This is a genomic window from Mechercharimyces sp. CAU 1602 (assembly GCF_024753565.1).
GTDB lineage: Bacteria > Bacillota > Bacilli > Thermoactinomycetales > JANTPT01 > Mechercharimyces.
In genome coordinates this window covers 79,223-104,241 of record NZ_JANTPT010000002.1, presented here as the reverse complement: position 1 = coordinate 104,241, position 25,019 = coordinate 79,223, and the positions used below count along the sequence as shown (strand labels likewise).

General features: G+C 44.4%; 23 protein-coding genes and 1 tRNA gene. 19 read left to right on the top strand and 5 right to left on the bottom strand.

Features of this window, described 5'->3' with window-relative positions; all coding sequences use genetic code 11:
* Positions 1-41: 41 nt before the first annotated feature.
* A tRNA-Ala gene (locus tag NXZ84_RS11580) sits at positions 42-117 on the top strand.
* A 298-nt stretch (positions 118-415) separates the two neighbouring features.
* Here the strand turns inward: NXZ84_RS11580 and NXZ84_RS11575 are convergent.
* Positions 416-1,243, bottom strand: a complete 828-nt coding sequence (locus NXZ84_RS11575; protein WP_258840488.1) for a TetR family transcriptional regulator — start codon at positions 1,241-1,243, stop codon at positions 416-418.
* 523 nt (positions 1,244-1,766) lie between these two features.
* On the opposite strand from NXZ84_RS11575, the gene NXZ84_RS15120 reads away from it, so the two are divergent.
* The 12 genes from NXZ84_RS15120 to NXZ84_RS11515 all read left to right on the top strand — a co-directional run bounded on the left by NXZ84_RS15120 (position 1,767) and on the right by NXZ84_RS11515 (position 18,018).
* The gene (locus NXZ84_RS15120) at positions 1,767-3,848 is read left to right on the top strand and encodes an SBBP repeat-containing protein (protein WP_309495866.1); all 2,082 of its coding nucleotides are present in this window, start codon (positions 1,767-1,769) and stop codon (positions 3,846-3,848) included.
* A 323-nt stretch (positions 3,849-4,171) separates the two neighbouring features.
* Positions 4,172-4,360 carry a hypothetical protein gene (locus NXZ84_RS11565; protein WP_258840487.1) on the top strand — a complete coding sequence of 63 codons (189 nt, stop codon included), beginning with the start codon at positions 4,172-4,174 and terminating at the stop codon, positions 4,358-4,360.
* 167 nt (positions 4,361-4,527) lie between these two features.
* Positions 4,528-4,998: a DUF1259 domain-containing protein gene (locus NXZ84_RS11560; protein ID WP_258840486.1), complete on the top strand. Its 471-nt coding sequence runs from the start codon at positions 4,528-4,530 to the stop codon at positions 4,996-4,998.
* On the top strand, positions 4,995-5,414 hold the full coding sequence (locus NXZ84_RS11555; RefSeq protein ID WP_258840485.1) for a DUF1259 domain-containing protein: 420 nt from the start codon (positions 4,995-4,997) through the stop codon (positions 5,412-5,414). Before NXZ84_RS11560 ends, NXZ84_RS11555 begins: the two co-directional genes overlap by 4 nt.
* 263 nt (positions 5,415-5,677) lie before the next feature.
* A complete protein-coding gene (locus NXZ84_RS11550) occupies positions 5,678-7,765 on the top strand; it encodes an SBBP repeat-containing protein (RefSeq protein WP_309495863.1) in 2,088 nt (695 codons plus the stop codon).
* A gap of 244 nt (positions 7,766-8,009) precedes the next feature.
* Positions 8,010-10,091, top strand: coding sequence for an SBBP repeat-containing protein (locus tag NXZ84_RS11545; protein ID WP_309495861.1), 2,082 nt, complete (start codon positions 8,010-8,012; stop codon positions 10,089-10,091).
* Between the two features lie 237 nt (positions 10,092-10,328).
* Positions 10,329-12,407 carry a beta strand repeat-containing protein gene (locus NXZ84_RS15115; RefSeq protein WP_309495859.1) on the top strand — a complete coding sequence of 693 codons (2,079 nt, stop codon included), beginning with the start codon at positions 10,329-10,331 and terminating at the stop codon, positions 12,405-12,407.
* A gap of 189 nt (positions 12,408-12,596) precedes the next feature.
* Positions 12,597-13,007, top strand: coding sequence for a hypothetical protein (locus NXZ84_RS11535; RefSeq protein ID WP_258840484.1), 411 nt, complete (start codon positions 12,597-12,599; stop codon positions 13,005-13,007).
* Between the two features lie 342 nt (positions 13,008-13,349).
* Positions 13,350-14,837: a spore germination protein gene (locus tag NXZ84_RS11530; RefSeq protein WP_258840483.1), complete on the top strand. Its 1,488-nt coding sequence runs from the start codon at positions 13,350-13,352 to the stop codon at positions 14,835-14,837.
* 25 nt (positions 14,838-14,862) lie between these two features.
* Entirely contained in the window at positions 14,863-15,954 is a 1,092-nt protein-coding gene (locus NXZ84_RS11525) for a GerAB/ArcD/ProY family transporter (protein WP_258840482.1), read from the top strand.
* On the top strand, positions 15,951-17,027 hold the full coding sequence (locus NXZ84_RS11520; protein WP_258840481.1) for a Ger(x)C family spore germination protein: 1,077 nt from the start codon (positions 15,951-15,953) through the stop codon (positions 17,025-17,027). Before NXZ84_RS11525 ends, NXZ84_RS11520 begins: the two co-directional genes overlap by 4 nt.
* An 85-nt stretch (positions 17,028-17,112) precedes the next feature.
* The gene (locus tag NXZ84_RS11515) at positions 17,113-18,018 is read left to right on the top strand and encodes a C40 family peptidase (RefSeq protein WP_258840480.1); all 906 of its coding nucleotides are present in this window, start codon (positions 17,113-17,115) and stop codon (positions 18,016-18,018) included.
* A 53-nt stretch (positions 18,019-18,071) separates the two neighbouring features.
* Here NXZ84_RS11515 and NXZ84_RS11510 read toward each other — a convergent pair whose 3' ends face one another.
* Positions 18,072-18,314, bottom strand: coding sequence for a hypothetical protein (locus NXZ84_RS11510; protein ID WP_258840479.1), 243 nt, complete (start codon positions 18,312-18,314; stop codon positions 18,072-18,074).
* Here NXZ84_RS11510 and NXZ84_RS11505 point away from each other — a divergent pair.
* Both NXZ84_RS11505 and NXZ84_RS11500 read left to right on the top strand, forming a co-directional pair.
* Positions 18,308-18,556 (top strand): hypothetical protein, encoded by a 249-nt coding sequence (locus tag NXZ84_RS11505; RefSeq protein WP_258840478.1) that lies wholly within the window; start codon positions 18,308-18,310, stop codon positions 18,554-18,556. The genes NXZ84_RS11510 and NXZ84_RS11505 overlap by 7 nt on opposite strands.
* A gap of 248 nt (positions 18,557-18,804) precedes the next feature.
* Positions 18,805-19,773 carry a 4-hydroxy-3-methylbut-2-enyl diphosphate reductase gene (locus NXZ84_RS11500; RefSeq protein ID WP_258840477.1) on the top strand — a complete coding sequence of 323 codons (969 nt, stop codon included), beginning with the start codon at positions 18,805-18,807 and terminating at the stop codon, positions 19,771-19,773.
* 77 nt (positions 19,774-19,850) lie between these two features.
* On the opposite strand, the gene NXZ84_RS11495 is transcribed toward NXZ84_RS11500, so the two are convergent.
* Positions 19,851-20,021, bottom strand: coding sequence for a hypothetical protein (locus tag NXZ84_RS11495; protein ID WP_258840476.1), 171 nt, complete (start codon positions 20,019-20,021; stop codon positions 19,851-19,853).
* 177 nt (positions 20,022-20,198) lie between these two features.
* Positions 20,199-20,510, bottom strand: a complete 312-nt coding sequence (locus NXZ84_RS11490) for a DUF1811 family protein (protein WP_258840475.1) — start codon at positions 20,508-20,510, stop codon at positions 20,199-20,201.
* A gap of 130 nt (positions 20,511-20,640) precedes the next feature.
* Here NXZ84_RS11490 and NXZ84_RS11485 point away from each other — a divergent pair, with 130 nt between their 5' ends.
* The 4 genes from NXZ84_RS11485 to speD all read left to right on the top strand — a co-directional run bounded on the left by NXZ84_RS11485 (position 20,641) and on the right by speD (position 23,061).
* Complete coding sequence (locus NXZ84_RS11485) at positions 20,641-21,045, top strand: hypothetical protein (protein WP_258840474.1); 405 nt, start codon at positions 20,641-20,643, stop codon at positions 21,043-21,045.
* A gap of 121 nt (positions 21,046-21,166) precedes the next feature.
* Complete coding sequence (locus NXZ84_RS11480; protein ID WP_258840473.1) at positions 21,167-21,526, top strand: DUF2512 family protein; 360 nt, start codon at positions 21,167-21,169, stop codon at positions 21,524-21,526.
* 80 nt (positions 21,527-21,606) lie between these two features.
* Positions 21,607-22,374, top strand: a complete 768-nt coding sequence (gene fabI, locus NXZ84_RS11475; protein ID WP_258840472.1) for an enoyl-ACP reductase FabI — start codon at positions 21,607-21,609, stop codon at positions 22,372-22,374.
* Between the two features lie 273 nt (positions 22,375-22,647).
* Positions 22,648-23,061: an adenosylmethionine decarboxylase gene (speD, locus tag NXZ84_RS11470; protein WP_258840471.1), complete on the top strand. Its 414-nt coding sequence runs from the start codon at positions 22,648-22,650 to the stop codon at positions 23,059-23,061.
* Positions 23,062-23,145: 84 nt separating this feature from the next.
* On the opposite strand, the gene NXZ84_RS11465 is transcribed toward speD, so the two are convergent.
* Positions 23,146-24,996 carry a M14 family metallopeptidase gene (locus tag NXZ84_RS11465; protein WP_258840470.1) on the bottom strand — a complete coding sequence of 617 codons (1,851 nt, stop codon included), beginning with the start codon at positions 24,994-24,996 and terminating at the stop codon, positions 23,146-23,148.
* Positions 24,997-25,019: the final 23 nt, after the last annotated feature.

Sequence of the window (25,019 nt, the reverse complement as noted above, 5' to 3'; positions counted from 1 at the left end):
GTAGTAGTATAAATCTTGTCTTTCGAAAAAGATTATTTTATGGGGCATTAGCTCAGCTGGGAGAGCGCTACACTGGCAGTGTAGAGGTCAGCGGTTCGAGCCCGCTATGCTCCACCACACCAACCCTCGAGAAATCGGGGGTTTTTCTATTTGAAAACGTTACTAACGGAGCACTAAAAAGTAAATTGGGGGCCAAATGTGGACACGCTTACTTAGGCACACCTTTTGGATAAAGGTAGTTTAATTTTAATTCGTTACCCTCCCCACTAAAAAAGCACCTTGTGGGTGCTCTCTTGTTTGTTTCATATATTTTATAAACATATCTTTCACACTTTTTTAATCTCTTGCTTCTAAATTTTACTTGGCTCCAGCTTGATCTGGCCAATTATTTTATATCCTCTTTACCTATGTACTTTCAATGCTCTTCGGGATTGATTATCCTATAGACGTTAACGTCATCATTATTTATGGATAAAAAATGATGTGTTTCATTGTCACCTAGTCCCCGAACATAGCCTGGAATATTTCCGATTGGTTTTGGACGACCTTGACCGATTCTCCAACTATATAAACGTTCTTTAGGACGATACGAACCTTGAAAATATGCGTTTTTCCCTCGAGCGCAAAGAGCGTATGAACCGTGTACTTCCTTGGGAGTTTTGTAAGATGTATATGTTTTACTAGATGAATCTATTTGGAGCAAAGGAAAATCACTATAAGGGAAAATCCATATTGAAGAACCTTTTCCTTTACAGATGGCATAACAATCATCTATAAGCGGAGCTCCCAGTAAATCAGTATGGTATCTCAATACTGGTGTACCCTCATAGTTAAATTGTATTAGACCTTCATGTCCTATACTATCCCCAAAGACACCTTCGTCAAAATAGCTAATCCATATACTTTCATTATTGACTAATATGTCTTCAATGCCATCTCCACAATTAAAATGATTTTGTTTAATTCCATTCATATCAAAAATATGCAGGTTCATTCTGTCCTCATTTCTACTATTAGCAATGAGAAAGTGATATTTATCAATCCATCTGATGAAGAGGGAATGGAATCTCCTAATACCTAAGTTGGTCAAGTACATAGTTCCGTCATTGATTTTAAGTATGAATTGGTTGTTCTCTTCAATTAGCATTAACAATCCATAATCATCTTTCCAATCACAATCTATGATTTTGGTATTTTTGTTTTTGGATTTTAATGTATATAAATTTTTTTCTATAATATTCATGCTAACATCTCTCCAAGAATGTGAATACTAAAAGGTTACTCATTAATCGAGCTGAATGCATCGCACACAGTGATATATGTGGCTGATCGAAGATTCCACCTATGAAAGTGGGACAGATTCTCCTGTTAACATCCATTTTATACCTAGCAAGGGACGGATTCAATTATCATTTAATACCCGCTTATACTCTTTAATCTTGTGCATGCTTTGTGTAATGTCTACCTCAAGGAAGAATTGTTTTACCGTCCCTTGTCGCAAAATAAGCGTCTGACCGGATGATATCACTTCCTATCTTCAGCTCGAGTTCAGTCTTTCATTGAACAGGGCGATACTTTATATACACATTATTCCGCGATAGGTAGTGATGGACGGCCAGCATCTTTTTTCTCACAATCGTATTCCTTCCTTCAACGATGATTGGCACGCTCATGACGAGGGTGTTTTTTTGACTTTGCCCATGCCCAAGTTGGAGTTGGATGCATAGGATAATGCATCATGGTAACATTCGATGGAGGAATATGGGATGAAGAATATACAGAAGGCTGAATTGCAGTTCAAAGCGTGTCAAGGGGACAGTTGTGAAAGGGATGCTTATGTTGCAGAAGGGCAAGGAATCCTGTATACGTTTCTGCCAGAGGGAGTACGGTTTACGATAGAGGGGTCTGATGAGTTGGTACTGCGGTTTGTGGATGCACATGATGGGGTGGCTCCCAGAGGGTTAGAGCTAAGTGGACGAGGATATAAACGTGTCATCTATGAGAGCGTATGGCAGGGGATTGATGTGGTGTTCTTAAGTGATGAAGAGCGGCTGAAGTATGATGTGGTTGTTTATCCAGGGGCGCGTGTTGAAGATGTTCGGCTGAAATATGAGGGTGGAAATGGAGTGACCCTGGGCGAGTATGGTGATTTATATATTTATACAGATGAGGGTGTTTACTGCGAAAAAAAACCAATTAGCTTTCAGTGGACAAAACAGGGAAAAAAGTACATTCGCACACAATTTGAGCTCAACAAAGATGGGTCTATTCAATTTGGAATAGATAAAGAGAAGTACGATTCTACTCAAATGGTTGTCATTGATCCGGTCGTCTTTTATTCCACTTACCTTGGGGGCTCAGAAGTAGATACTGGGCAAGATATTGCGGTGGATAAAGCACAAAGTGCATATGTAGTAGGACAGACGGCTTCCACAGATTTTCCTGTGACAACAGGGGCTTTTCAAACCATGTTTATGGGTGTTGCTGATGTGTTTGTTAGCAAATTTAATAAGGGTGGTACCTCCCTTATTTACTCTACCTACATTGGAGGAGATCTTGATGATTTAGGAGTAAGTATCGTTGTGGACAGTGCTAATCGTGCTTATGTGACGGGAGTTACTTTTTCGAGTAACTTTCCTGTAACTTCTGGAGCCTTTCAGACGATGCCAAGATCAATATTTGTAACGAAATTGAATGCCCCAGGTACTTCCCTTGTCTATTCTACTTATTTAGGAGGTACAAGTTTGCTAGATTCAAGTTCTGCCATAGCAATTGATGGGGAGGGCAATGCTTATGTGACTGGAGAAGCACAATCCACTGACTTCCCAACGACAACAAATGCATTTCAAACGATTTTGGGAGGGAGTTCAGATGCATTTGTAACTAAATTAAATACAACAGGAAGTAATCTAGTCTATTCTACATTTTTAGGAGGGAGTTCGATTGATAGTGGACGTGATATCATTGTGGATGATAGCGATCAAGCTTATGTTACTGGCTCCACTCAGTCAACGGATTTCCCTATAACTACAGGCGCTTTTCAAGTTACGTTTGCAGGAGTGATTGACGCATTTATTACGAAGTTGAATGCTACTGGATCATCACTCGTCTATTCCACTTTTCTAGGTGGTTCCAATCAAGATGGCGGTATAGGCATTGATTTGGATGAAGCTAGCTATGCGTATGTGACAGGATTTACATTTTCTGTGGACTTTCCAACAACAAATAATGCATTTCAAGTTACTCGACCTGGACCTGAATCTGCTTTTGTAACAAAGTTGAATCCAGGTGGGAGTGCGCTTGTCTATTCCACTTACTTAGGTGGAAGTCAGCGAGAAAATCCCTTGGGCAGAGGAGGTATTGCTGTAGACTCGTTTGGAGGGGCATGGGTGATAGGGAATACCAATTCTACTGATTTTCCGCTTACCACGGATGCCTTTCAAGATAGCTTAGCGGGAAGTTTTGATGCCTTTGTCACACAAATGAGTTACTCTGGACAGGGAATTTCTTTCTCCTCTTACCTTGGGGGTAGTCAGAATGAAAGTGGAAATGGTGTGGTGCTAGATTCAGCGGGATCTGCTTATTTTGCTGGCTTTACAGCTTCAACGGATTTTCCAGTCACTTCTCAAGCGTTTCAGGAGACCAATTTCTCACCAGGGATTAATAGCGCTTTCGTCACGAAAGTAGGATCGCTTACCTCCGTCGGTGCTACCGGTCCGACAGGAGCGACGGGTCCAACAGGAACCACTGGAGCACAAGGTCCAATAGGACCAAGAGGACTAAGAGGACGGCGTGGTCCAAGAGGAGCAAGAGGTTTGCGTGGAGATGGAGGAGAGTTTAACGGGTAGAGAAAGCATCACTGCAAGGTGTGGATGGGGAGAAATTATAATGAGAAGAAGTGGCGAGTAAATTGAGTCGTTTAGGCAGGTGGGAGGATGATATGTCGTAGGGGAAATGATTTTCATGTAAAATAAGGAAATAGTGATCCCGTGAACTAATTTAAAGATGTGAAGCATCCGGTGTGGATGCTTTTCTAATGCCTTTTTTTCAGAGTGAGTGGTAGTGAGGAAGATGATCAAACGAAAGGACGATGACTATCTATGTAAATGTGCACAGGTTGATTGAGATCATGGCGTATGAGATACGAGCGGTCGGATGACGATCTAATGGATTGGATAGAGAATCAGTTACAAGGGCTGTTGTCGGGATGGATGGATTTGATGAGATTATGGCAAGTTGGATAGCGGAGCAAATAAGCGTATCGAAGACAGCGATGTTAAAATGGGTCAATGGTATGAATGATGAAAGAGATAAGAAGTGGAATGAGCACATACTTACAAAAAATAAATACATATACTAAATGAAACTGAATCGGAATGATATATTTTGATCTTTCGTAATAGTTTTCACCTACTTCTCATTAGTGGGTTTTTCCAATCAGTTGGGGAAAAGCTCTACCTGATTCCCTGATGTTTCAGCTTAAGTCCAAATCGAGTTTGATAACATAATTTTCCGGAGGTGAATTTCATGGGTTATCAGCAAGTGTGTCAATCCTTTGGGGAAGTACTTGGATTTGCGCCCAAGATTATAAATGGGAACTGTGGGGTTCAGCTATTGAGGATTATTCCAAATACCATAATGAATAGAAGGGCAGCAGGTCCACAAATATATCCTGCTATCTTTACCTTTGGGAAGGTGAATCGTGATGCAACTGCTCTTAATCTGGGTGTATTGGGGCTATTGCAAGAGGAACTGGAGCCTGTTCTGCAATTTTTGCGGCAGAACAACTTTACCCTCGCACCGATCCAGAATCATTGGGTATTTCAAAAACCGTTAGTTATCTATATTCATTGGCAGTCGATAGAAAATCCCATTGTCTTTGCTCTGAAAAGCAGAGGAGTGTTTCAAGTATTAAAAAACAGGAATTTTGTTAATATCCTTTCTGCCCGACCCGTCCACAAAAGACAATATATAAAGATTGAGGAGAGAGGAAGATGAGTTCTTTTGCTGACATTTGTAAAGTGTATGGAAAGATCTTAGGAGGGAATCCTCAGATTATCGATGGGACTTGTTTTGTTTTTCTTTTCCGAAATGTTCCTACCACGATTTTAGGACAAGAAACGAGAAGCCCATATGTACAGTCTTTTGCATTTTCATTCGGCTCACTCGACTGCCGGGGTCGGTCACTAAATACGAGTGAGTCAGGGATGTTTGAAGGAGAGGTAAATTCTTTTGTTCGCTCGTATCTTAAAAATAATGTCTCGATTGCGGCGATGCACAAACACTGGATCTTCGATCGTCCTAGCATCATGTATATTCACGCCCAATCAATAGAGAACCCCATTCGCTTTGCTTTGAAAGCTAGGGAAGCTCTCCAGACACTTAGGTTCCGAAAGTTCCAATCTGCGTGTTAAGTTATGAACCTACGTGTGGTTCTTTCGAGAAATCAGGTAGTATCTGATTTTAAAGAATGTTTACAAAATATATTTCGGAGCGGTGGAGTGTTCTATCTCTGTGTCAGGTAATGACTGTTTGGAGGGTCCTCACTTAAAAGAAGAGGGATAAAGTGATTTAGCTGAGGGTGAATGAGAGGGGATGGTGTGATTTTGCCCATATCCAAATTGGATGTTGAACATAGGATAAAACATGATAGCGACATCCAATGGAGGGATAGTGAATGAAAAAGGTGAAAACCGAGAGGCAATCACTTCGGTTTAGGCGGAGCACTGAGAATGGGAAGGGTGCTTATGTTGCAGCAGGGCAGGGAATCCAGAGTATGTTCTCGTCAGAGGGCATACAATTTACGTTAGGTGGATCTGATGAAGTGATCTTGCGATTTGTTGGTGCGATTGAGGGAATTGTACCGGAGGGGCTCGATCTAGCCGAGCAAGAGTATAAACGCGTAGTCTATAAGGGTGTCTGGCGGGGGATGGATGTGGTTTTCTATGGAGATGGAGCTCAGTTGAAATACGATATAGTGGTTTATCCAGGCGCTTGTGTGGGAGATATTCGATTGCGGTATGAGGGTGGAGGCGATGTGACATTAAGTGAAAGAGGAGACTTGTTTGTATATACGTCTAATGGGGTGATATTTGAACCAAATCCGGTAAGTTATCAAATGGTGAAGGGGAAGAGAACGGGGATTGCAACTCAGTTTCAACTAGCAGACGATGGGACAATTGGTTTTATTATAGATGGGGGTTATAAGAAAGATAACCTATTGGTGATAGATCCTCTCGTCCTTTATTCTACTTACTTAGGGGGAAGTGAATCTGATAGTGGGAGTGGGATTGCTGTTGATAGGAATTTAAATGCTTACGTGACAGGGAGTACTATATCCTCAGATTTCCCTGTGACAACAGGTGTTTTTCAGACGATATACACTGGTGGGACAGATGGTTCCAACGCATTTATCAGTAAGTTTAGTGTGTCGGGTAACTCCCTTATATATTCTACTTTTCTAGGTGGAACAGATAGTAACTCGGGGGCAAGTATTGCTGTTGATGGGTCAGAAAATGCTTATATAACCGGGTTGACTAGTTCTACTAACTTTCCCGTTACCTCTAACGCTTTTCAGACGGTGTTGCCTGGCAATCAATCTGCATTCGCAACAAAATTAAATGTAACAGGGACTTCCCTTGTCTATTCTACTTACCTGGGCGGTCAAAATGGATCGGAAATAGGAAGAGGAATTACTGTAGATGAACTGGGAAATGCCTATGTGACTGGGATTACGGGTGCTAATGATTTCCCTGTAACAACAGGTGCTTTTCAAACACAGTTTGGGGGAGGGCCTCAAGATGCATTTATCTCTAAATTAGATACAACGGGAACGGCTCTGGTTTATTCTACTTTTTTAGGAGGAAATGGAAATGATGACGGCAGAGATATTGTAGTGGATAGTGACAATCAAGCGTATGTGACTGGAGAAACAACCTCAACCAATTTTCCAACGACACCGGGATCTTTTCAGACAATATTAAATGGCGGGCGGAATGTATTTGTAAGCAAGGTTAATTCTGCAGGCTCTTCATTGATTTACTCCACTTATTTGGGTGGGAATGTCTCGGATACGAGTTTAGGCATTGATTTAGATGGAAGAAATAATGCCTACGTGACAGGGGCAGCACAATCTACTGATTTCCCAATAACTAACAATGCATTTCAAACCGTATTTCTAGGAAGTATCACAGCTTTTGTAACAAAGTTGAATCCTCTAGGCAGTGCACTTGTTTATTCTACCTTTTTAGGTGGAAATGGGAGTGATACGGGTGTTGGCATTGCCGTTGACTCTTTTGGCACAGCATGGGTGAGTGGTCAAACTACTTCCACTAACTTTCCAGTTACATCGGATGCCTTTCAAGATAGTAATGCTGGTGGAGTGGATGCATTTGTTTCACTAATGAGCTTCTCAGGCGGGGGAATCTCTTTTTCTTCATATCTAGGGGGAAGTGGGACGGATAGAGGTTCTCAGATAGCAGTCGATACAGAGGAGAATGCTTATATGACAGGGAGTACGGGATCAATTAATTTTCCCGTTACCTTTGGAGCATTTCAAAGTCAATTGGTGGGATCAACGAATGCCTTCGTCATAAAAGTAGGGCAGCTCACTTCCGTTGGTGCAACAGGCCCGACAGGTCCGACAGGTCCGACAGGAGCCACCGGTTCGACAGGAGCTCAGGGTATAAGCGGCCCGCGTGGGCGACGTGGTCCCAGGGGACCCAGAGGTCCGCGGGGTACAGGGGGAGGAGAGACGGGATTGTAGAAAGGTACATGATAATGTGCAAACGAAGGGGGCAACTAAGCTGATCCTATTGGGGGAGAGGGTTGCTCTTTTTGTGCTGGTTCGCTCCCCCGACTGCCCCGTAGAAGGGTGCTTATGTAACGGAGATTTGAGGGGGATTCTTGTCGGGACCGTCAGCTTGGAGGATAGCAAGGAGTGTTTTTGACACCGGAAGAAGGTTTTCTTCATAACATGAATCATTAGTGATAAGTGAGGTGTGGAGATCGTGCGTGTAAGCGTGGATGAGTACCACTACAGGCGAGGTGTACAGGATCGGTGTGTCGTCGGAATAGAAGGTGAGAGCGGGGGGATGCGCTTTGTGTTTCATTCCCATGGGGTGGCTTTGCAGTTGGCATCGGATACATGGGTACAGCTTCAGTTTTGCCACGCGCATCGCAACCGGGTACCAAAGCGAATGGCAAGTGGAAAGATAAGGTTTCATCAAGTCATGTATGAGCAGGTATGGAAAGGAATTGACCTTCTCTTTTCGTGGAGTGAGCAGCAGTTTAAGTATGACTGTCTCGTTCATCCGGAAGCGGCAGTCACAGACATCCGCTTGCGCTATACAGGGGGGACGCCCTTGGGGATTGACGTAAACGGCCACCTTCTTGTGGGCACAAAAAGTGGGGTAGTGCGCGAGGAGAAGCCAGTCAGCTTTCAGCAGGACGGAAGTGTCCGCATTGAAACCGAGTATACCTGCTATCCAGATGGAGGGTTTGGCTTTCGCACCGTCACTTCTTATGATCGCCGCCAGCTGTTGGTGATTGATCCCAATGTGCGCTACTCCACCTTTATTGGAGGATCTACAGGTGCTGATAACGGGCTTGCGATAGCGGTTGATGCTTCAGGCAATGCGTATATTACTGGACAAACGAACTCAACCGATTTCCCGGTGACTAGCGGCGCGTTTCAAACAATAAACAATACGACACTTCCAGGGTTAACAGATGCGTTTGTTACCAAACTAAATTCAGTAGGAAGTTCCCTTCTCTACTCCACCTATTTAGGAGGAAACTCGGCTGACCGGGGGAATAGCATTCAAGTAGATACTAGTAATAATGCCTATGTGGGTGGGTTTACGTTATCTATAGATTTTCCAGTCACGTCAGGAGCATTTCAGACCATTGTGGGTTCCACTAGTGGATTTGTGACAAAGCTAAATGAGACGGGTACCAGTTTGATTTATTCTACGCTTCTGGGGCAAGGTACACTTATAAACGGATTAGCTATCAATGCTAGTGGAAATGCGTATGTGACAGGTGCTACTTCTTCTGATTTCCCAATCACCTCGGGTGCCTTTCAAACGGTATTTGGTGGTGGAGGTTCTTCTGACGCTTTTGTTACGCAATTTAATGTACAAGGTAGCTCCTTAGTTTATTCTACTTTTCTCGGTGGCAATGGTGCTGATACAGGACTAGGTATTGCTTTAGATAGTAGTGAGAATGCTTATGTGACTGGAAGTACGAGTTCAACCAATTTTCCGGTCTCCACCAATGCTTTTCAGACAGTGCTCCTTGGCTTAAGCACGAGTGCATTTATAAGTAAGCTAAGTGCTTCTGGGTCAACCCTTACCTACTCCACCCTCTTAGGCGGGAGTGGGATAGACTCAGGCAGTGAGGTTATGGTGGACTCGTTTGGATTGGCGTATGTGACAGGGGATACGAATTCAACTAACTTTCCTGTTACCCCTACTGCCTTTCAAACGGTATTTGGTGCGGGTTTAAGGGATGCTTTTGTTACCAAACTGAATGCGACAGGTTCCAATCTTCTCTTCTCTACTTATCTAGGAGGGAGTGGGAATGACTTTGGGATAGGGTTGTCTCTCGATTCTTTTTTCAATGCATGGGTAACCGGTAGAACCTCTTCCACTGATTTTCCACTTACTTCGGATGCCTACCAAGTTAACTTAGGTGGAAGTCAGGACGTGTTTGTTACTCAAGTAAGTTCATCGGGACGGGGAATTATGTATTCTACGTACTTGGGGGGAGTGGAACTTGATATTGGAAATGGCATTGTAGTAGATCGGAATAACCAGGACGATGTATATGTAGCAGGACCTGCAGGAACGGGGTTTCCAACTCTGCCTGGAGCGTTTCAAACCCTTAACCCTTCTACTGCCCCAGGAAATCCGAGTGTGTTTGTGACAAAGTTCTCTCAATTAACTGCTGTAGGAGCCACGGGCCCGACTGGTCCGACAGGAGCCACCGGTTCGACAGGAGCTCAGGGTATAAGCGGTCCGCGTGGACGGCGTGGTCCCAGGGGACCCAGGGGACCGCGGGGTGCAGGGGGAGGAGAGACGGGATTGTAGAAAGGTACATTAATAATGTGTGTAAACGAAGGGAGCAACTAAGCTAATCCTATTTGGGGAGGAGGGTTGCTCTGTTTGTGCTGATTAGCTCCCTCGACTGTCCATAGCAGTTACAAGGATCCGATGTACGTTGTTGTTGGGACAGTCAGCTTGGAGGATAGCAAGGAGTGTTTTTGACACTGGAAGACGGTTTTCTTCATAACATGAATCATTAGTGATGAGTGAGGTGTAGAGATCGTGCGTGTAAGCGTGGATGAGTATCACTATAGACAGGGTGTACAGGATCGATGTGTCGTCGGATTAGAAGGTGAGAGCGGGGGGATGCGCTTTGTGTTTCATTCCCATGGGGTCGCTTTGCAGTTGGCATCGGATACATGGGTACAGCTTCAGTTTTGCCATGCGCATCGTAACCTGGTACCAAAGCGAATGGAAAGTGGAAAGATAGGGTTTCATCAAGTCATGTATGAGCAGGTATGGAAAGGAATTGACCTTCTCTTCTCGTGGGATGGGCAGCAGTTTAAGTATGACTGTCTTGTTCATCCGGGAGCGGCAATCATAGACATCCGCTTGCGCTATACAGGGGGGACGCCCTTGGGGATTGACGCAGACGGCCACCTTCTTGTGGGCACAAAAAGTGGGGTAGTGCGCGAGGAGAAGCCAGTCAGCTTTCAGGAGGAAGGAAGTGTCCGCATTGAAACCGAGTATATCTGCTATCCAGATGGAGGGTTTGGCTTTCGTACCGTCACTCCTTATGATCGCAGCCAGCCGTTGGTGATTGATCCCAATGTACGCTACTCCACGTTTATTGGAGGATCTACAGGTACTGATAACGGGCTCACGATAGCGATTGATGCTTCGGGCAATGCGTACATCACTGGACAAACAAATTCAACCGACTTTCCGGTGACTAGCGGCGCGTTTCAAACCACAAATAGTAGTGTTGGAGGAGCAAGAGATGCGTTTGTTTCCAAACTGAATTCAGTAGGAAGTTCCCTTCTCTACTCCACCTACTTAGGAGGAAACTCGGCAGACCGAGGGAATAGTATTCAAGTAGATGTAAGTAACAATGCTTTTGTGGGTGGGACTACGCTTTCTACCGATTTTCCAGTTACGTCAGGAGCATTTCAGACCATTGTGGGTTCCACTAGTGGATTTGTGACAAAGTTAAATGAGACGGGTACCAGTTTGATTTACTCTACTCTCCTGGGGCAAGGTGCAACTATAAACGGATTAGCAATCAATGACAGTGGAAATGCGTATGTGACAGGTTCTACTTCTTCTGACTTTCCGGTCACCTCGGGTGGCTTTCAAACGGTGTTTGGTGGAGGTTCTTCTGACGCTTTTGTTACGCAATTTAATCCACAGGGCAGTTCTTTAGTGTATTCTACCTTTCTTGGTGGAAATGACACTGACACAGGACTGGGAATTGCTTTAGATAGTAGTGAGAATGCGTATGTAACGGGGAGTACGGATTCAACCAATTTTCCGGTCACTACCAATGCCTTTCAGACAGTGTTCCCTGGCGGAACCTCAAATGCGTTTGTAAGTAAGTTTAATACTTCTGGGTCCACTCTTATCTACTCTACCTTCTTAGGCGGGGCAGGTGTGTTAGATTTTGCTAATGAGGTGGTGGTGGACTCGTTTGGGCTGGCATATGTGACAGGGAATACGAGATCAACCAACTTTCCCGTTACCCCTACTGCGTTTCAAACCGTGTTTGGTACAGGCGTAAGTGATGCCTTTGTTACCAAATTGAATGCAGTAGGTTCCAATCTGTTGTTCTCTACCTATCTCGGTGGAAGTGGTACAGATTTAGGAATAGCGCTCTCCCTCGATTCCTTCTTCAATGTATGGGTAACCGGTAGCACCTCTTCCATTGATTTTCCGCTTACTTCTGATGCCTACCAGGCTAACTTTGGTGGGAGTCAGGATGTGTTTGTCACCCAAGTAAGTTCATCGGGACGGGGAATTATGTATTCCACATACCTAGGAGGGCCGGTGCAAGATAATGGCTTTGGCATTGTGGTGGATGGGAATAATCAGGACGATGTATATGTAACAGGATTTGCGGGAACGGGATTTCCTACTCTACCGGGTGCATTTCAAACCCTTAATCCGTCTGCCGATTCAGGAAATTCGAGTGTGTTTGTGACAAAATTCTCTCAATTAACTGCTGTAGGAGCAACCGGCCCGACTGGTCCGACAGGAGCCACCGGTTCGACAGGAGCTCAGGGTGTACGTGGCCCGCGTGGACGGCGTGGTCCCAGGGGACCCAGAGGTCCGCGGGATGCAGGGGGAGGAGAGACAGGTTTATAAGCATGATGATAGAAGGAGATGTATGGTGAGTAGATGCATCTTAAGTGAAGCAACCCTCGAGAAATCGGGGGTTTTTTATGTTTCAGCTTAAGCTAGAACGAGTTTGATCGCGCCTATCAAGTTAATATTAGGATCACAGCAACTTCATATTTTACATAAAATAGAAAGAAAGGATAAAAGGAGGATAAAATGAATCAGTTTAATATCTCATCAGACATATTGAGGCAAGGGCCGTTACCGTTTAACGTATATGTGCATGCGTCTGTTGCAAAAAGTATTTTATCAAATATTTTAGGGATCGAATCGTTATTGCGAGGTGCTGCACGAGGGACACAATCTATAGAAATGGTGGGGAAAACATCTGAGGCACATGGTCACTTAGTATTTGTGTTGACGCAATCGGGTCAAATCAGTGCACGTCTGATTCAACTTGGACAAGGGTCTATATTGACACGAACAGGGACGACTCCGTTATGGGCGGTTCCACAACTGGTTGCCGCTCGGGCAAATTTGAAGGAGCTGTCAGATGATGAGGACATCCCGTTGTGGGCAAGAGAATATCTTATTTTAGCAGAAGCACAGTTGGCTATTATACTTTAGTGCTTGGTCATCATATAGGGATTTTAAGTATATTGCACTGAATCAATGAATCTAATTAGAGATGGGACAGAGGGATGAAGTGTACCGATGTCCGATCTTTGTTTTTTCGCTTAGTGTCATGAAAAGAAGAAGGGTTTCCACTCATTAGTGAATGAAAAAGAAGGATTATGTAAAGGAGGATGAGGTTGAAACTTCCTGAGTTCATCTCTTTTTAAATGAGAAAATAAACACAATGCTGCTTATATCTCATGTTCGAAAATAGAGGTAATGTTTTCCCTTTCTCTAGCTCATACTATGCTAGAAGTATGCAGTAAGCTGGAGATATAGACAGGGGGGAAATAGATGTGGTTTAAGAAACAGGATCGTGGGCGTAATATAAGGGAGCTTATGCGCGCGCTGAGTAAGTCATCCGACTTTGTTCATTATCATCAAAATCAAGGCCCTCGTACTTACTTGATCTACTACTTTAAAACTTTGATTGACTCGACACAGATGCATCGCGATATCTTGCCTTATTTAGATCGGGATGGGATCGACAGCTTAGAAGATATGAAAGGGTTATTTCCTATTAATGATGTTGAAATTTTAAGTGATCCGGCAAAGATCGAAGAAAAATTGTTAGCCGGTTACCTCTTTATACAGCTGCATGAGCGGGATGGGAAAGGAATTGTCGTTCAAGCGGCTCTCACTAAATCGCGAGCTGTCTCTCAAACTGAAATCGAGTTTAGTGTAACGGGTCCCAAAGAAGCATTTATAGAGGATTTAGATACGAATCTAAACATGATTAGGCGGCGTATACCTAATGGAAAACTGCGGATAGACGAGCTAACGGTTGGGAAGGCTACTAAAACCAATGTGGCTATCTTGCACTTAGAGGGAATAACGAATAAGGATTATGTGGATCGCTTGCATCATCGGATTACAAATCAAAACTTCGATATGTTTACCGATTCCAGTTTATTAGGTGAGATTGTGAGCGATAACTCTCTGTCTATCTTTCCGCAGGTTTTGGAGACGGAACGAACCGATCGGGTGGTGGCATTATTAGAATATGGTAGTGTGGTCTTTTTGAGTAATGGTTCTCCCAATGCGGTAGTGATGCCCGCAACCTTAGGTTGGTATTTTAGCTCATTTGATGATTACTATCTTCCTTGGATTATTGGGTCTTTTTTCCGCATCATTCGTATGTTTGCTGTTCTTTTTTCAGTGGTGGCTACCCCGCTTTATGTTGCTGTTTTAACGTATCATTATGAAATGATTCCCTCTGATCTTCTCGCTACGTTGGTTTCCTCACGTACCAATATTCCCTTTAGCCCTTTTATGGAGGCACTCTTTTTAGAGATTACGATTGAGCTTTTGCGTGAAGCAGGGGCGCGCATGCCGACAAAAATTGGACAAACCCTGGGTATTGTGGGCGGTATTGTGATTGGAACAGCCTCAGTGCAAGCTTCTTTAACAAGTAATGTGTTGTTAATTATCGTCTCCCTATCTGCACTTGCCTCCTTCACTACGGCTATATACCGCATGACGAACACTGTGCGTGTGTTACGGTATCCTCTGTTAATATTTGCGGCTACTTGGGGATTGGCAGGTCTTGTACTTTGTCTTCTCTTTTATATGGTACATCTGATTAGACTTACTTCACTGGGAGTGCCCTATTTAGCACCCGTCTATCCTCCACGCTGGCACGACTTGACGCACCAAACATTATTTCGCCCCTCTTATGCGCGTGAGTATTTGCGCCCCAGCTTTTTGCGCGCACAAGAACCGAAACGATTTGATCCAAAACCAGACATAAGGGAGAAAGAGAAGAAGGATATCGACGAATAATTATGTGGTGGAGGGTGGGTACAACATGCAAGTAAAAGTGAAAGAGAGAAATCAGATCTCACCCTCATTGGTATACTATCTCGTCGTCGCTAACCAACTGGGTGTAGGGGTGCTCGGATTTGAACAAATTCTTTCTCACTCGGTAGGAAATGAAGCATGGATCGTGGTACTGATCGGTGGGCTTACGATTTATCCGCTGATCTGGATGATATATCGCATATGTGAGCAGGAACAAAGCGATGTGATGGGGATTCATGAACATTTATTGGGGAAATGGGTGGGGAGTTTTGTTAATTTATTATGGATGGGATACGGTTTCTTGATTGCACTCGTCATCATTCGCACTTATTTGGAGGTATTGCAAGTATGGCTGTTCCCTTCTCTAAATGAGTGGGTATTTGCAAGTATGTTTCTTATTTTATCTTACTATGTTATCTCAGGTGGGTTTCGCACGGTTACAGGAATAGCATACTTCTCAATTTTATTAACAACATGGCTAGTCTTTACAACCGTTTATACGTATGAATTTGCTCATCCCAGTAATTTACTTCCGATCTTTCACCATAAGTTAGGGGAGTTTGTTCAAGGATTGAGGGAAAATACGTTAAGCTACTTAGGATTTGAGTTGCTACTTATTTATTATCCCTTCATTAAACAGGCGGAGAAGTCGAGAAAATGGGCCTATCTAGGACATTCGACTACGGTCTTTTTTTATCTGTTTGCTGTTATTGCTTCGACGATGTATTACAGCCAGGGTGAGCTGGCGGAGACGATCTGGTCGTCGATCAACAAATTAAAGATGGTGGAACTTCCTTTCTTGGAACGGTTTGAGTATTTAGCGGTCGCTGTTTGGATCAGTGCGGTGTTACCGAACTTATGCATGGGACTCTGGGTAGCCAGCCGGATTGGGAAGAAGATATGGGGGGGAAGGCAACGACATATCTTAGTAGTAATGATCCTGGTCTGTTTACTGTTAACGGGTATGATTGAAGAACGGGAGACGATTAATAATCTAAATAACTGGCTAGCCATGATTGGGTTTTATTTGATCTATGTGTATATTCCCCTTTTATTCCTATGGGTGACGTGGAGGGGGAGACGGGGGGTAAAAGCATGAGAAAAACAGTGATCTGGATGGTGATTATCTTTGTACTACTTATGGTAGGCAGAGTAGAACAATTAATAGTAGATGAAGTGCAGCTTTTATTTGCCGTTGGCTTTGATGTGTCAGAGGGGAAGGATAAATATGAAGCTACCATCTCCGCTCCCACCTACGAACCAGATCAATCGCTCAACCGCAAGATTGTTTCAGCTAAGTCTAATACGAGTAAGGGATTGCGCCACAAGTTGGGGAGTGAATTGGAGCGCCCGTTTGCTATTGGAAAGCTAAGCATGGTCTTACTGAGTGAAGAGGTGGCGAAGAAAGGGGTCATCACCTTATTGGATAGCTTTTTACGAGAGCCTAGTGTAGGAAGTCGCGCTCATATTGCGGTGGTAGAAGGCGATATAAAGGAGTTGTTACAGGGAGAATTCTCTCGCAGTGAAGATATCGGGATGTATTTAAGTGAAATCATCTTGCAAAATATGAATATAGGTTACTTGCCGGAAAGCAATATTCATTTATTTAATTATGCTTATCATGAAGATGGGGCGGATCCGTACTTGCCTATCTTTAAAGCGAAAGAAGACACGGCTCAGATTATGGGGTTAGCTCTTTTTCAAGACGATCGCTATGTGGATAAGTTAGAGTTAAACGATGTCTACTTGTTTAGCATGTTGCATGAGGGTGTGAATCAAGGGAACTATGAATTTTCCTTGGACAAAGATCAGTTTGTAACGGTACAAAACAACGGCTCTTCCATTAAGTATCAACTACCAAAGAGCGGAGAAAAGCCTACCATTAAAGGTGAGTTATCCATGAAAGCGACGGTTATTGAGTATTCTGGTGAAGAAGTGACGGGTCAGCAAGAGAAGTTGATCAAAAAAAGGCTAGAAGAAACATTGAAAAATAATGGTGAGGAAATGATTCGTTCGTTTGTTGATAAGGGGATTGATCCCTTAGGGTTTGGTGCTAAGGCGCACAATCAGTTTGGTGGATGGGCGGTAGATAAGTGGTATGAAGTATACCCTGATGTGGAGATTTCCCTTCAGGTGACAGTGGAAATTTTAAGTACAGGGGCTTTAGGGTAAGGTTTTAAGGACATAATGGTGATTTAGTTGAATACATAAAAAGGGAGATCACTTTTTCACTAGTGATGAGGGGAATGATGTACATTTGCGAAAGAAAGTAGGGATGATGACGGGAGCGGCTGTAGCTTGCAGTATGGCACTACCGCAAGTGGTGGATGCTAGTGAGCAGCTACACACGGTTGCAAAGAATGAAACGTTATATGGCATTGCCAGTAAGTATAATCTCTCCGTTGAAGAGTTGATGGAGCAGAATCAGAAAGAGACGACGTTGATCTTTCCAGGTGATCAACTTTTCATTGCTGCAGGAACAAATGAAGGAGAGCAAGCAAAGAGTGCGCTCGATCAGGAGAAAAATACAATATGGAAATTAGCGCGTGAGCACCATTTTAGTTTGAATCATCTGTTAGAGATGAATCCACATATGGAAAGTGTAAACCTTATCTATGTCGGTCATGCTGTTAATTTGATTCCTAAACCGAAAGCAGATCCAGTAGATTCGGTCAATCAAAAAGAGGGTACCACCTTAGCTTCTTCTACATCAGCAAAGCAAGTGGAAGATAAGAAGAGTTCAACTCCTTCCATTTCAAAGGAAAAGAAAGATGGCAAGAGCGATACGGGTGAATGGCAAACGAAGGCACAGCAGTTGGTCTCCTTTGCGAAAGGGTATATTGGAGTGCCGTATCGTTATGGTGCAAACGGCCCGTCTGCTTTTGACTGTTCAGGATTTACGCAATACGTTTATCGCGAATTTGGAATTTCACTTCCCCGTTCGTCTTCGCAACAAAAAAGCGTTGGTAGCTATGTTGCGCGGGATCAGCTCCGTGTGGGTGACCTTCTCTACTTTGGCAAGGGTATCTCACATGTGGGTATATATATTGGCGATGGAAAGATGATTTCTGCGGAGAATTACGGTACCAATGTGCGCATTGCAAGTGTTGCTAGTGGGTATTGGGCAGACCATTATGTGAGTGGTCGTCGCCTCATTCAATAGTAGTTAGATGAAAAAGAAAACCTCCTGTGCAGGGGGAGGTTTTCTTTTCGTTGTCATTTTTGTTCTTCCCATCCGCCCCACTTGGTTCCATCCCAGTCTCCCTGCCAGCATCCTTGTCTCTTCATGGCATATTCCATCATCATCGACTCCATATTATGGCACATTTTCATGTAACGATACATATATTTCATTGTTTCTGGGTCCATCTGTGGCATCATGGGCTGTTGATACGCATCCATCGGATAACCTGGTGGCATCATTGGAGTTCCAGGTGCGGAGGGGGATTGTGGTGGCATTTGCGGACTCCCTTGCCCTTTATCATATGGGTTGGGTTGCATTGGCATATAGGGCATGGGGGGCATGCATGGATTGGGCATGCACGGATCACACATCGGGGGCATCGGAGGGCACTCCATATGTTTTTGAGGTGGGGGTGGTGGAGGCATACAAGGTTGATATGGATATTTCATGGGTGCCTCTTTTGCCGGCTCTGGTGGGGGTGGCATTGGATAAGGCTGTTGTGTTTCTTTCTCCATGATTTCACTCCTATTCGCTATTCGTAGCTGAGCACATTGTTATCATATGAAAGGAGCCTGTAGGTAGGTGCCATATAAACTAGCCTATTTGGACTTTAGGCGCATCAGCCTACAGCTCGTTCGTTTTTCATTTATGCTAAAACAATGTCGTTACAGGTGAGGCTGTTTAATATCTTAGTTGTGGTTTGAGATCTGCCCACTAGTTGCGATATAATGAAACGAGTGTCTCCGATAGAATGGAGGATGGGAAATGGAAGTAGTGAGAATCGCCCCTCGTGGGTATTGTTATGGCGTGGTAGATGCGATGGTGATTGCGCGGCAAGCGGCAGACAATCCAGATTTGCCTCGTCCGATATATATATTGGGAATGATTGTTCATAATCGTCATGTTACAGATGCATTTGAAGACCTTGGAATAGTGACACTAGATGGTCCTAATCGTCTTGAGATCTTGGAACAAGTGGAGAAGGGGACGGTTATTTTCACTGCACACGGGGTCTCCCCGGAGGTGCGCCAACGTGCGGAGGAGAAAGGCCTTGTCTGTATTGATGCCACCTGCCCTGATGTAACGAACACCCATGATTTAATCTTGGATAAAGTGAATAATGGTTACGAAGTGGTTTATATCGGGAAAAAAGGTCATCCAGAACCAGAGGGTGCACTAGGGGTGGCACCGGGGAAAGTTCATCTGGTAGAAACGTTAGCTGATGTAGATGCGCTCGATATTGGGGCAGAGAATATTATGATTACAAACCAAACGACGATGAGTCAATGGGATACGATGGATTTAATGATCAAGATACGTGAAAAGTACCCTCATGCGGATCCGCACAAGGAAATTTGTATGGCGACACAAGAGCGGCAGGAAGCGGTTGCGGAGCAGGCGAAAGGGAACGATCTCGTATTGGTAGTAGGTGATCCACGCAGCAACAACTCCAATCGCTTGGCGCAGGTATCGGAAGAGATCGCTGGTGTGGAAGCACATCGTATTGCTGATGTGACAGAGATAGATCCTGAGTGGTTAAAAGGGAAACAGCAAATTGGTGTAACCGCAGGGGCATCCACGCCGACTCCAGTCACTCGTGAAGTGATAAAGTATCTGGAAGAGTTTGATGAGCATAACCCTGATACGTGGCAACCTGAGCGCACAATTAATAAAAAGAAACTGCTCCCTCCTGTACGGAAGAAGGGGACGGAACGCAAGCAAGCTCGGAAGTAATAAGGTAAAATAACCACCTACTAAAACGGGTGGTTATTTTTTGTGATCCATTATTCTGAAATAAAAGAGTGGAAAAGTTATTGTGCGGCTGTAGGATAACGGATGGCTACATAGTCATAACATTGATTCATCGAACCGCGAAATTCAACACGATGATCCTTCTTCATCGGATTGTACCACTCAAAATAGTGATCTTCATGCAGAATAGTGGGGGGACGATGGTCTGTATCAGAAACGACATAATACATTTGTGACCGTTACGAATAGATCTAGCAGGTGAAGACCTTGACCGCTCTTCGTAACGGATTCACCTCCTTTGCAATGAGCACAGCAGACGCTCCCATTTGTATGGAGATTCGTCATTGTGCTGAGCCTCTTGCAGTTCAGTATTGTCCAAAAACATATTAACTATTCTTTTCCAGTTATTATTCTCTCTTAGAGAACTCTAACCTTCCTAGTGGGATCGCTTGTAGTTGTTTATCTTCACACCAATTTCCCCATGCCATCACCCCATTTAGATATTGGACAGTAAAAGGGGCGCAACTTCCTTTGACGCGATATGATGTGTGCAAGGTGATTTCTTTAGGATCGACAAGATAGGATAAGGCGAAGTAGCGACGTTGTCTGATTACTTCTGTCTGGGTAGGGTCTTGATGTTGTTTTTCATGTTCTTCCTTCTCTAAGCGTTTAATCTCCTCGATTAACTCTGCTCGTGTCATGTGTCCAAAGGTCGGCATAATCGTTCACTCTCCTCATAGGGACTAGTAGCCCGTCTCTGCTTTTCTACTAGTGTACCATGAACGAATCCATATCATCTCATCAGGTTTAAGGAGAACGTAGCTATGTTACAATGGGAGGAGTTGAAAAATGAGGTGGAAAATGATGACTAAACGATATGTGCCACAAGTAAATGAAGCGTATGTTCCAGAAGACGGAGCATGGGCGGAGCTATCGGAAGAAAACGTACTCATTTTATCCATGCCGGAATGGAAAGAAGAATTAGATTGGAATGCAGATGGGTATGAATTTGCCTGGTTGTATGATCACGGAGCTGATGCCTATCTGTTCTGTTTTCGATTGCCTGACAAAACCGAATGGGCGATAGTCTTCCCAAAAGATCATGCGGGTCAACTATTGCGGGATGGACGGGCATACGAATCCTTCTGCCTGCTATTATTGGCAGGTGAGATTAAAGATTTGGAGCAGAATCAAACCCGTATGATGCTTTTGCGTGATATTTCGTTGAAACGTCATCCGCAGGCAGGATGGTAAGAAGAAATAGCAAGCGCTCTTTGTCAGTCAGCACACAGACTGATCGAGAGCGCTTGTTTGTTGTGTACAGTTAGGTGATTGTGGGCACGTTAGAGGTAACGCTCAGGAAGGAGGGATGGGTGTGAATGGATGGATAAAATGGGCATTATTCTCCACTGTTTTGCTTGGTTTTTCTCGTTATCACACGGGCGTTTATTTTAAGGGAAGAGGAGAACCTCTCCTGATTGCAGCTTTGTTTGCGATTGTGGGACATTATGCAGATCGCTTTGTGTTACCAAGGTGGGGCAACCTTCGTTCGGCGACTGCGGGGACGTTATTTATGATTGTGATGTTATGGATGCAACAGTGGTTGTTTTCGTCTGCACGAATACGGTTATCGAGCGCTGCTCTCATAGGTTCCCTGTTTGGCTGTTATGAAGTGGGAGTGCATCATTTCTTGCTCAGTACTCGTCCTGGAGCGCGAATCAAACTGAATGGCTAATTTTGATTGACAATTCCGATCGTATTCGCTACGCTTATCATAATTAGTATCAGGTACTAATTATTAAGGGAGGTATTTCCATGTTGCAGTTAGAAGGAAAGCGCTTTCTTATTATGGGCGTAGCGAACAAACGGAGTATCGCTTGGGCAATTGCTAAAGCTCTTCATCGGGCGGGAGCACAACTCGCTTTCTCCTATCAGGGAGAGCGATTAGAGAAGTATGTGCGCCGCTTGGTGGATGAAGAGATTCCAGGAGCTCCTTGTATTGAGTGTGATGTAACGTCGGATGAACAATTGACGACAGCTTTTGCCGAGATGAAGGAATTGTGGGGTACGCTCGATGGTGTTATTCATAGCATTGCCTTCGCACGCAACGAGGATTTGGAAGGCAGCTTTCTTAACACTTCTCGAGCAGGCTATGCGTTGGCACAGGATATTAGTGCATATTCCCTTATTGCAGTCGCACGTGCGGCCAAACCGTTAATGGTGGAGGGTGGAAGCCTGATTACGATGACCTACCTCGGCGCCGAACGTGTTATCCCCAATTACAAAGTGATGGGTATAGCGAAGGCGGCATTGGAAACCAATGTCCGTTATTTAGCCGAAGATCTTGGGAAAGATAATATTCGTGTCAATGCGATCTCAGCAGGACCGATTCGTACTCTGGCTGCACGTGGGGTGAAAGATTTTAACAGCATCCTAAAAATGATGGAAGAAAAGGCGCCTTTGCGCAGGGTAACAGATGTGGAAGAAGTTGCAGATACTGCTCTCTTCCTCGCAAGCTCGTTGTCGCGGGGGATTACTGGTGAAGTGATTCATGTGGATAATGGCTTCAACCTGATTGGATAATTAGAAGCGCTCTTTCTTTTATATTACAGTTGATCTTCTGGATCAAATATGATAAGTTGGAGTGCGTGAGCTTTTGTATTAATTTGATCTACTATCCAATCATACTGGGTAAGAAGATATGCAGTACTTTCTGCTATTCTTCAACATAAAGGATCCAAGATTCACTTAAAGGGTTGGGACCTCACCGGACTAACCTTCCCCCGTGGTGAACGAGCAGATTCTAGAGGAATATTGGCTCACTCCAAATATTTCCTAGGAAGGGGGCCGAAAGCTATGGAATTTTCCACTTTCGGACGGCATGTGGCCCTGGATGCATGGGGCGTCGACTTTGATCTGCTCAACGATGCCTCGCTATTAGAGCAGCATATGAGAGTGGCGGCTAACAAGTGTGGAGCGACAGTGATGTCTGCTCAATCGAAGCAATTTGATCCTCAAGGAGCAACGGTTTTGCTCCTGTTGTCGGAGAGTCATATCTCCATCCACACTTATCCGGAGCGCGGATTTGCGGCATTGGATTGCTACACCTGTGGTACGGAGGTGGATCCAGCTATTGCGATTCAATACATGGTTGATATGCTGAATCCACAGCAAGTTTTTCACAAGAGTATGCAACGTGGTCAGGGTCCGATCAAGATGGTCCAACCAGATTTGGAACACCAGACAAACCGTATGGTTGAATTAGCATAAATGTACAGGGTAATAGAAAGAGCCGCCCTTCGCTTTCTTCAAGAAAGCGAAGGGCGGCTTTGTTGTTATTGTTTGATAAGAAATTTATCTTTTTTCGATGAGCAGATCATCAAATCCAGCCTCTACGAGACTGGCGCTACCGGCATCGGCAGCTTCAATCTGAAGTCGAATGGTTTTTCCAGCGTAGGCGGATAGATCTAAGTCGCGAGTAGACCAGGAGGCATCTCGATTAGAAGACGCACCTCGTTCTTCGAAGAGGGTCGTCTGATTGTTGCCATCAATCAGCTTGATACGGAAGTAATCGTCGCTGGAGGCATTGCTGTAATAACTAAAATAGTAAGCGAAGGAGAGGCTGAGTGTTCCGTCTGTTGGCAAGGATATCTCTGGGGAAAGGATGGATGTTTCGCCCCCATCGATATCATTGCTTCCTACAGAGGAACCAGCTGAAGCTCCAGTAACCAAATCATAATTTCCGCTTTTGGTGGTGCCGAGCTGTTTTGCACCTCGATAGCTGGTCGATTCGGGATTGGCACGCTCCCACTTGCCTGTAGTGGCAGTATCATCTCCATCTGGGTTAGGGGTCCAGCCCTTATTTGACTCAAAGTCATCAGCGAAGACGGTTTCGTTATCTCCGCCACCATCATCTCCACAGTATTGCCCTTCCTTACCGATGGTACGGTATGGACAATCTGCTTGTTCTGTGAAGTAGAGAACGGCTTCACGGTTGCGTGCCGTTTCTTCTGCGATCACTTCGTCATCAGGATAAAAGCCTGGGAATCTTGATGTGGGGTACATTTCAAAAGTGAAGGCAAAGATGCCATGCTCACCGTATGCCCAGTCGGTCATCTCACCATCTGTTACGTAGAGGTCACTACTTTGTTGCGGTGTATAGCCGTTGGTATCTGCCATCGAGTTTGCCATTTCTTCAAAAACAGCATAGTCGTCCGGATTCATATCGCTTGGCAATTCATCGTATGTGTAACCATAGGGATAAAGAATGAGCTCACTGTAGGTGTGAAAAGAGATAAGCGACTTGATCTGTTGTTCTCCGTCGATCTCACGGGACTGAACGAAATCGCGTAAAGCAGCTGTCTCTGGGGCAGAGAAGGGACTAGATCCACGATAGGTGTCGCTGGAGGGACTTCCGCTGGATCCTCCACAGCAACCCCATTTATAGCTGTAATTGCGATTAAGGTCAGTTCCGACATAAGAAGAGCCGGAATTAGGTTGACGGTTCTTACGCCAATACTTGTAGTTACCATCTCTGACATCGTATTCAGCTCCATCGGGGTTGAGCGCAAATAGGATGTAAATTTCGCGAGAGTTGACCAAATCGGTAATCTGCGAATCGGAGCCATAGTTGTTGGTATAAAGATCTAGTAAGTAGAGGGTCATCTCTACGGTGAGGTGCTCACGGGCATGATGCATACCGGTGTACAATAACTCAGGCTCATCTTCATCCTGACCTGGGTTGTCGCTGATTTTTACCATCCACAATTCGCGCCCTTCGTACGATTGTCCGATGCTAAATTTCTCAACGATGTTACCGTGGTCACGAGCGGCATCTTCAATCTCGCTCACCATTTCTTCATAGTTATGGAACCCAGAATCGGAGGGAGGGAAGTCCATCGTGCTCTGCAGTTCTTTGACAGAGAATTTTGATGCTTTCAATGCTTTTATTTCGGTTGGTTGGGCAATGACGATCACATAATCTTTGCCCACTTCTTCAATGGAAGCACCTGTTCGAATGATTTCCGTTCGCTGTTCACGTGTGCTTACTCCTTCTATGCGATATATCTTTCGCTCATCGGGTGCCTCTTTTACTTCTGTTGTTGCTGTGGTGGTATTTTCAGCTAGCAAATTACTGCTGAATAAGGGTAGGCCAAGGAGTGATAAAAGGAGCATCATCGCAATCAACCCTCTAATTTTACGCAAGCTTTCCGCCTCCTAGATCTGGT

Excerpts from the sequence above, each read along its gene's own strand:
- NXZ84_RS11575 (WP_258840488.1), bottom strand. The coding sequence starts at position 1,243 with ATGAATATTATAGAAAAAAATTTATATACATTAAAATCCAAAAACAAA.
- NXZ84_RS15120 (WP_309495866.1), top strand. The coding sequence starts at position 1,767 with ATGAAGAATATACAGAAGGCTGAATTGCAGTTCAAAGCGTGTCAAGGG.
- NXZ84_RS11560 (WP_258840486.1), top strand. The coding sequence starts at position 4,528 with ATGGGTTATCAGCAAGTGTGTCAATCCTTTGGGGAAGTACTTGGATTT.
- NXZ84_RS11555 (WP_258840485.1), top strand. The coding sequence starts at position 4,995 with ATGAGTTCTTTTGCTGACATTTGTAAAGTGTATGGAAAGATCTTAGGA.
- NXZ84_RS11550 (WP_309495863.1), top strand. The coding sequence starts at position 5,678 with ATGAAAAAGGTGAAAACCGAGAGGCAATCACTTCGGTTTAGGCGGAGC.
- NXZ84_RS11535 (WP_258840484.1), top strand. The coding sequence starts at position 12,597 with ATGAATCAGTTTAATATCTCATCAGACATATTGAGGCAAGGGCCGTTA.
- NXZ84_RS11530 (WP_258840483.1), top strand. The coding sequence starts at position 13,350 with ATGTGGTTTAAGAAACAGGATCGTGGGCGTAATATAAGGGAGCTTATG.
- NXZ84_RS11525 (WP_258840482.1), top strand. The coding sequence starts at position 14,863 with ATGCAAGTAAAAGTGAAAGAGAGAAATCAGATCTCACCCTCATTGGTA.
- NXZ84_RS11520 (WP_258840481.1), top strand. The coding sequence starts at position 15,951 with ATGAGAAAAACAGTGATCTGGATGGTGATTATCTTTGTACTACTTATG.
- NXZ84_RS11510 (WP_258840479.1), bottom strand. The coding sequence starts at position 18,314 with ATGCCACCACAATCCCCCTCCGCACCTGGAACTCCAATGATGCCACCA.
- NXZ84_RS11500 (WP_258840477.1), top strand. The coding sequence starts at position 18,805 with ATGGAAGTAGTGAGAATCGCCCCTCGTGGGTATTGTTATGGCGTGGTA.
- NXZ84_RS11495 (WP_258840476.1), bottom strand. The coding sequence starts at position 20,021 with ATGTATTATGTCGTTTCTGATACAGACCATCGTCCCCCCACTATTCTG.
- NXZ84_RS11490 (WP_258840475.1), bottom strand. The coding sequence starts at position 20,510 with ATGCCGACCTTTGGACACATGACACGAGCAGAGTTAATCGAGGAGATT.
- NXZ84_RS11485 (WP_258840474.1), top strand. The coding sequence starts at position 20,641 with ATGAGGTGGAAAATGATGACTAAACGATATGTGCCACAAGTAAATGAA.
- fabI (WP_258840472.1), top strand. The coding sequence starts at position 21,607 with ATGTTGCAGTTAGAAGGAAAGCGCTTTCTTATTATGGGCGTAGCGAAC.
- speD (WP_258840471.1), top strand. The coding sequence starts at position 22,648 with ATGGAATTTTCCACTTTCGGACGGCATGTGGCCCTGGATGCATGGGGC.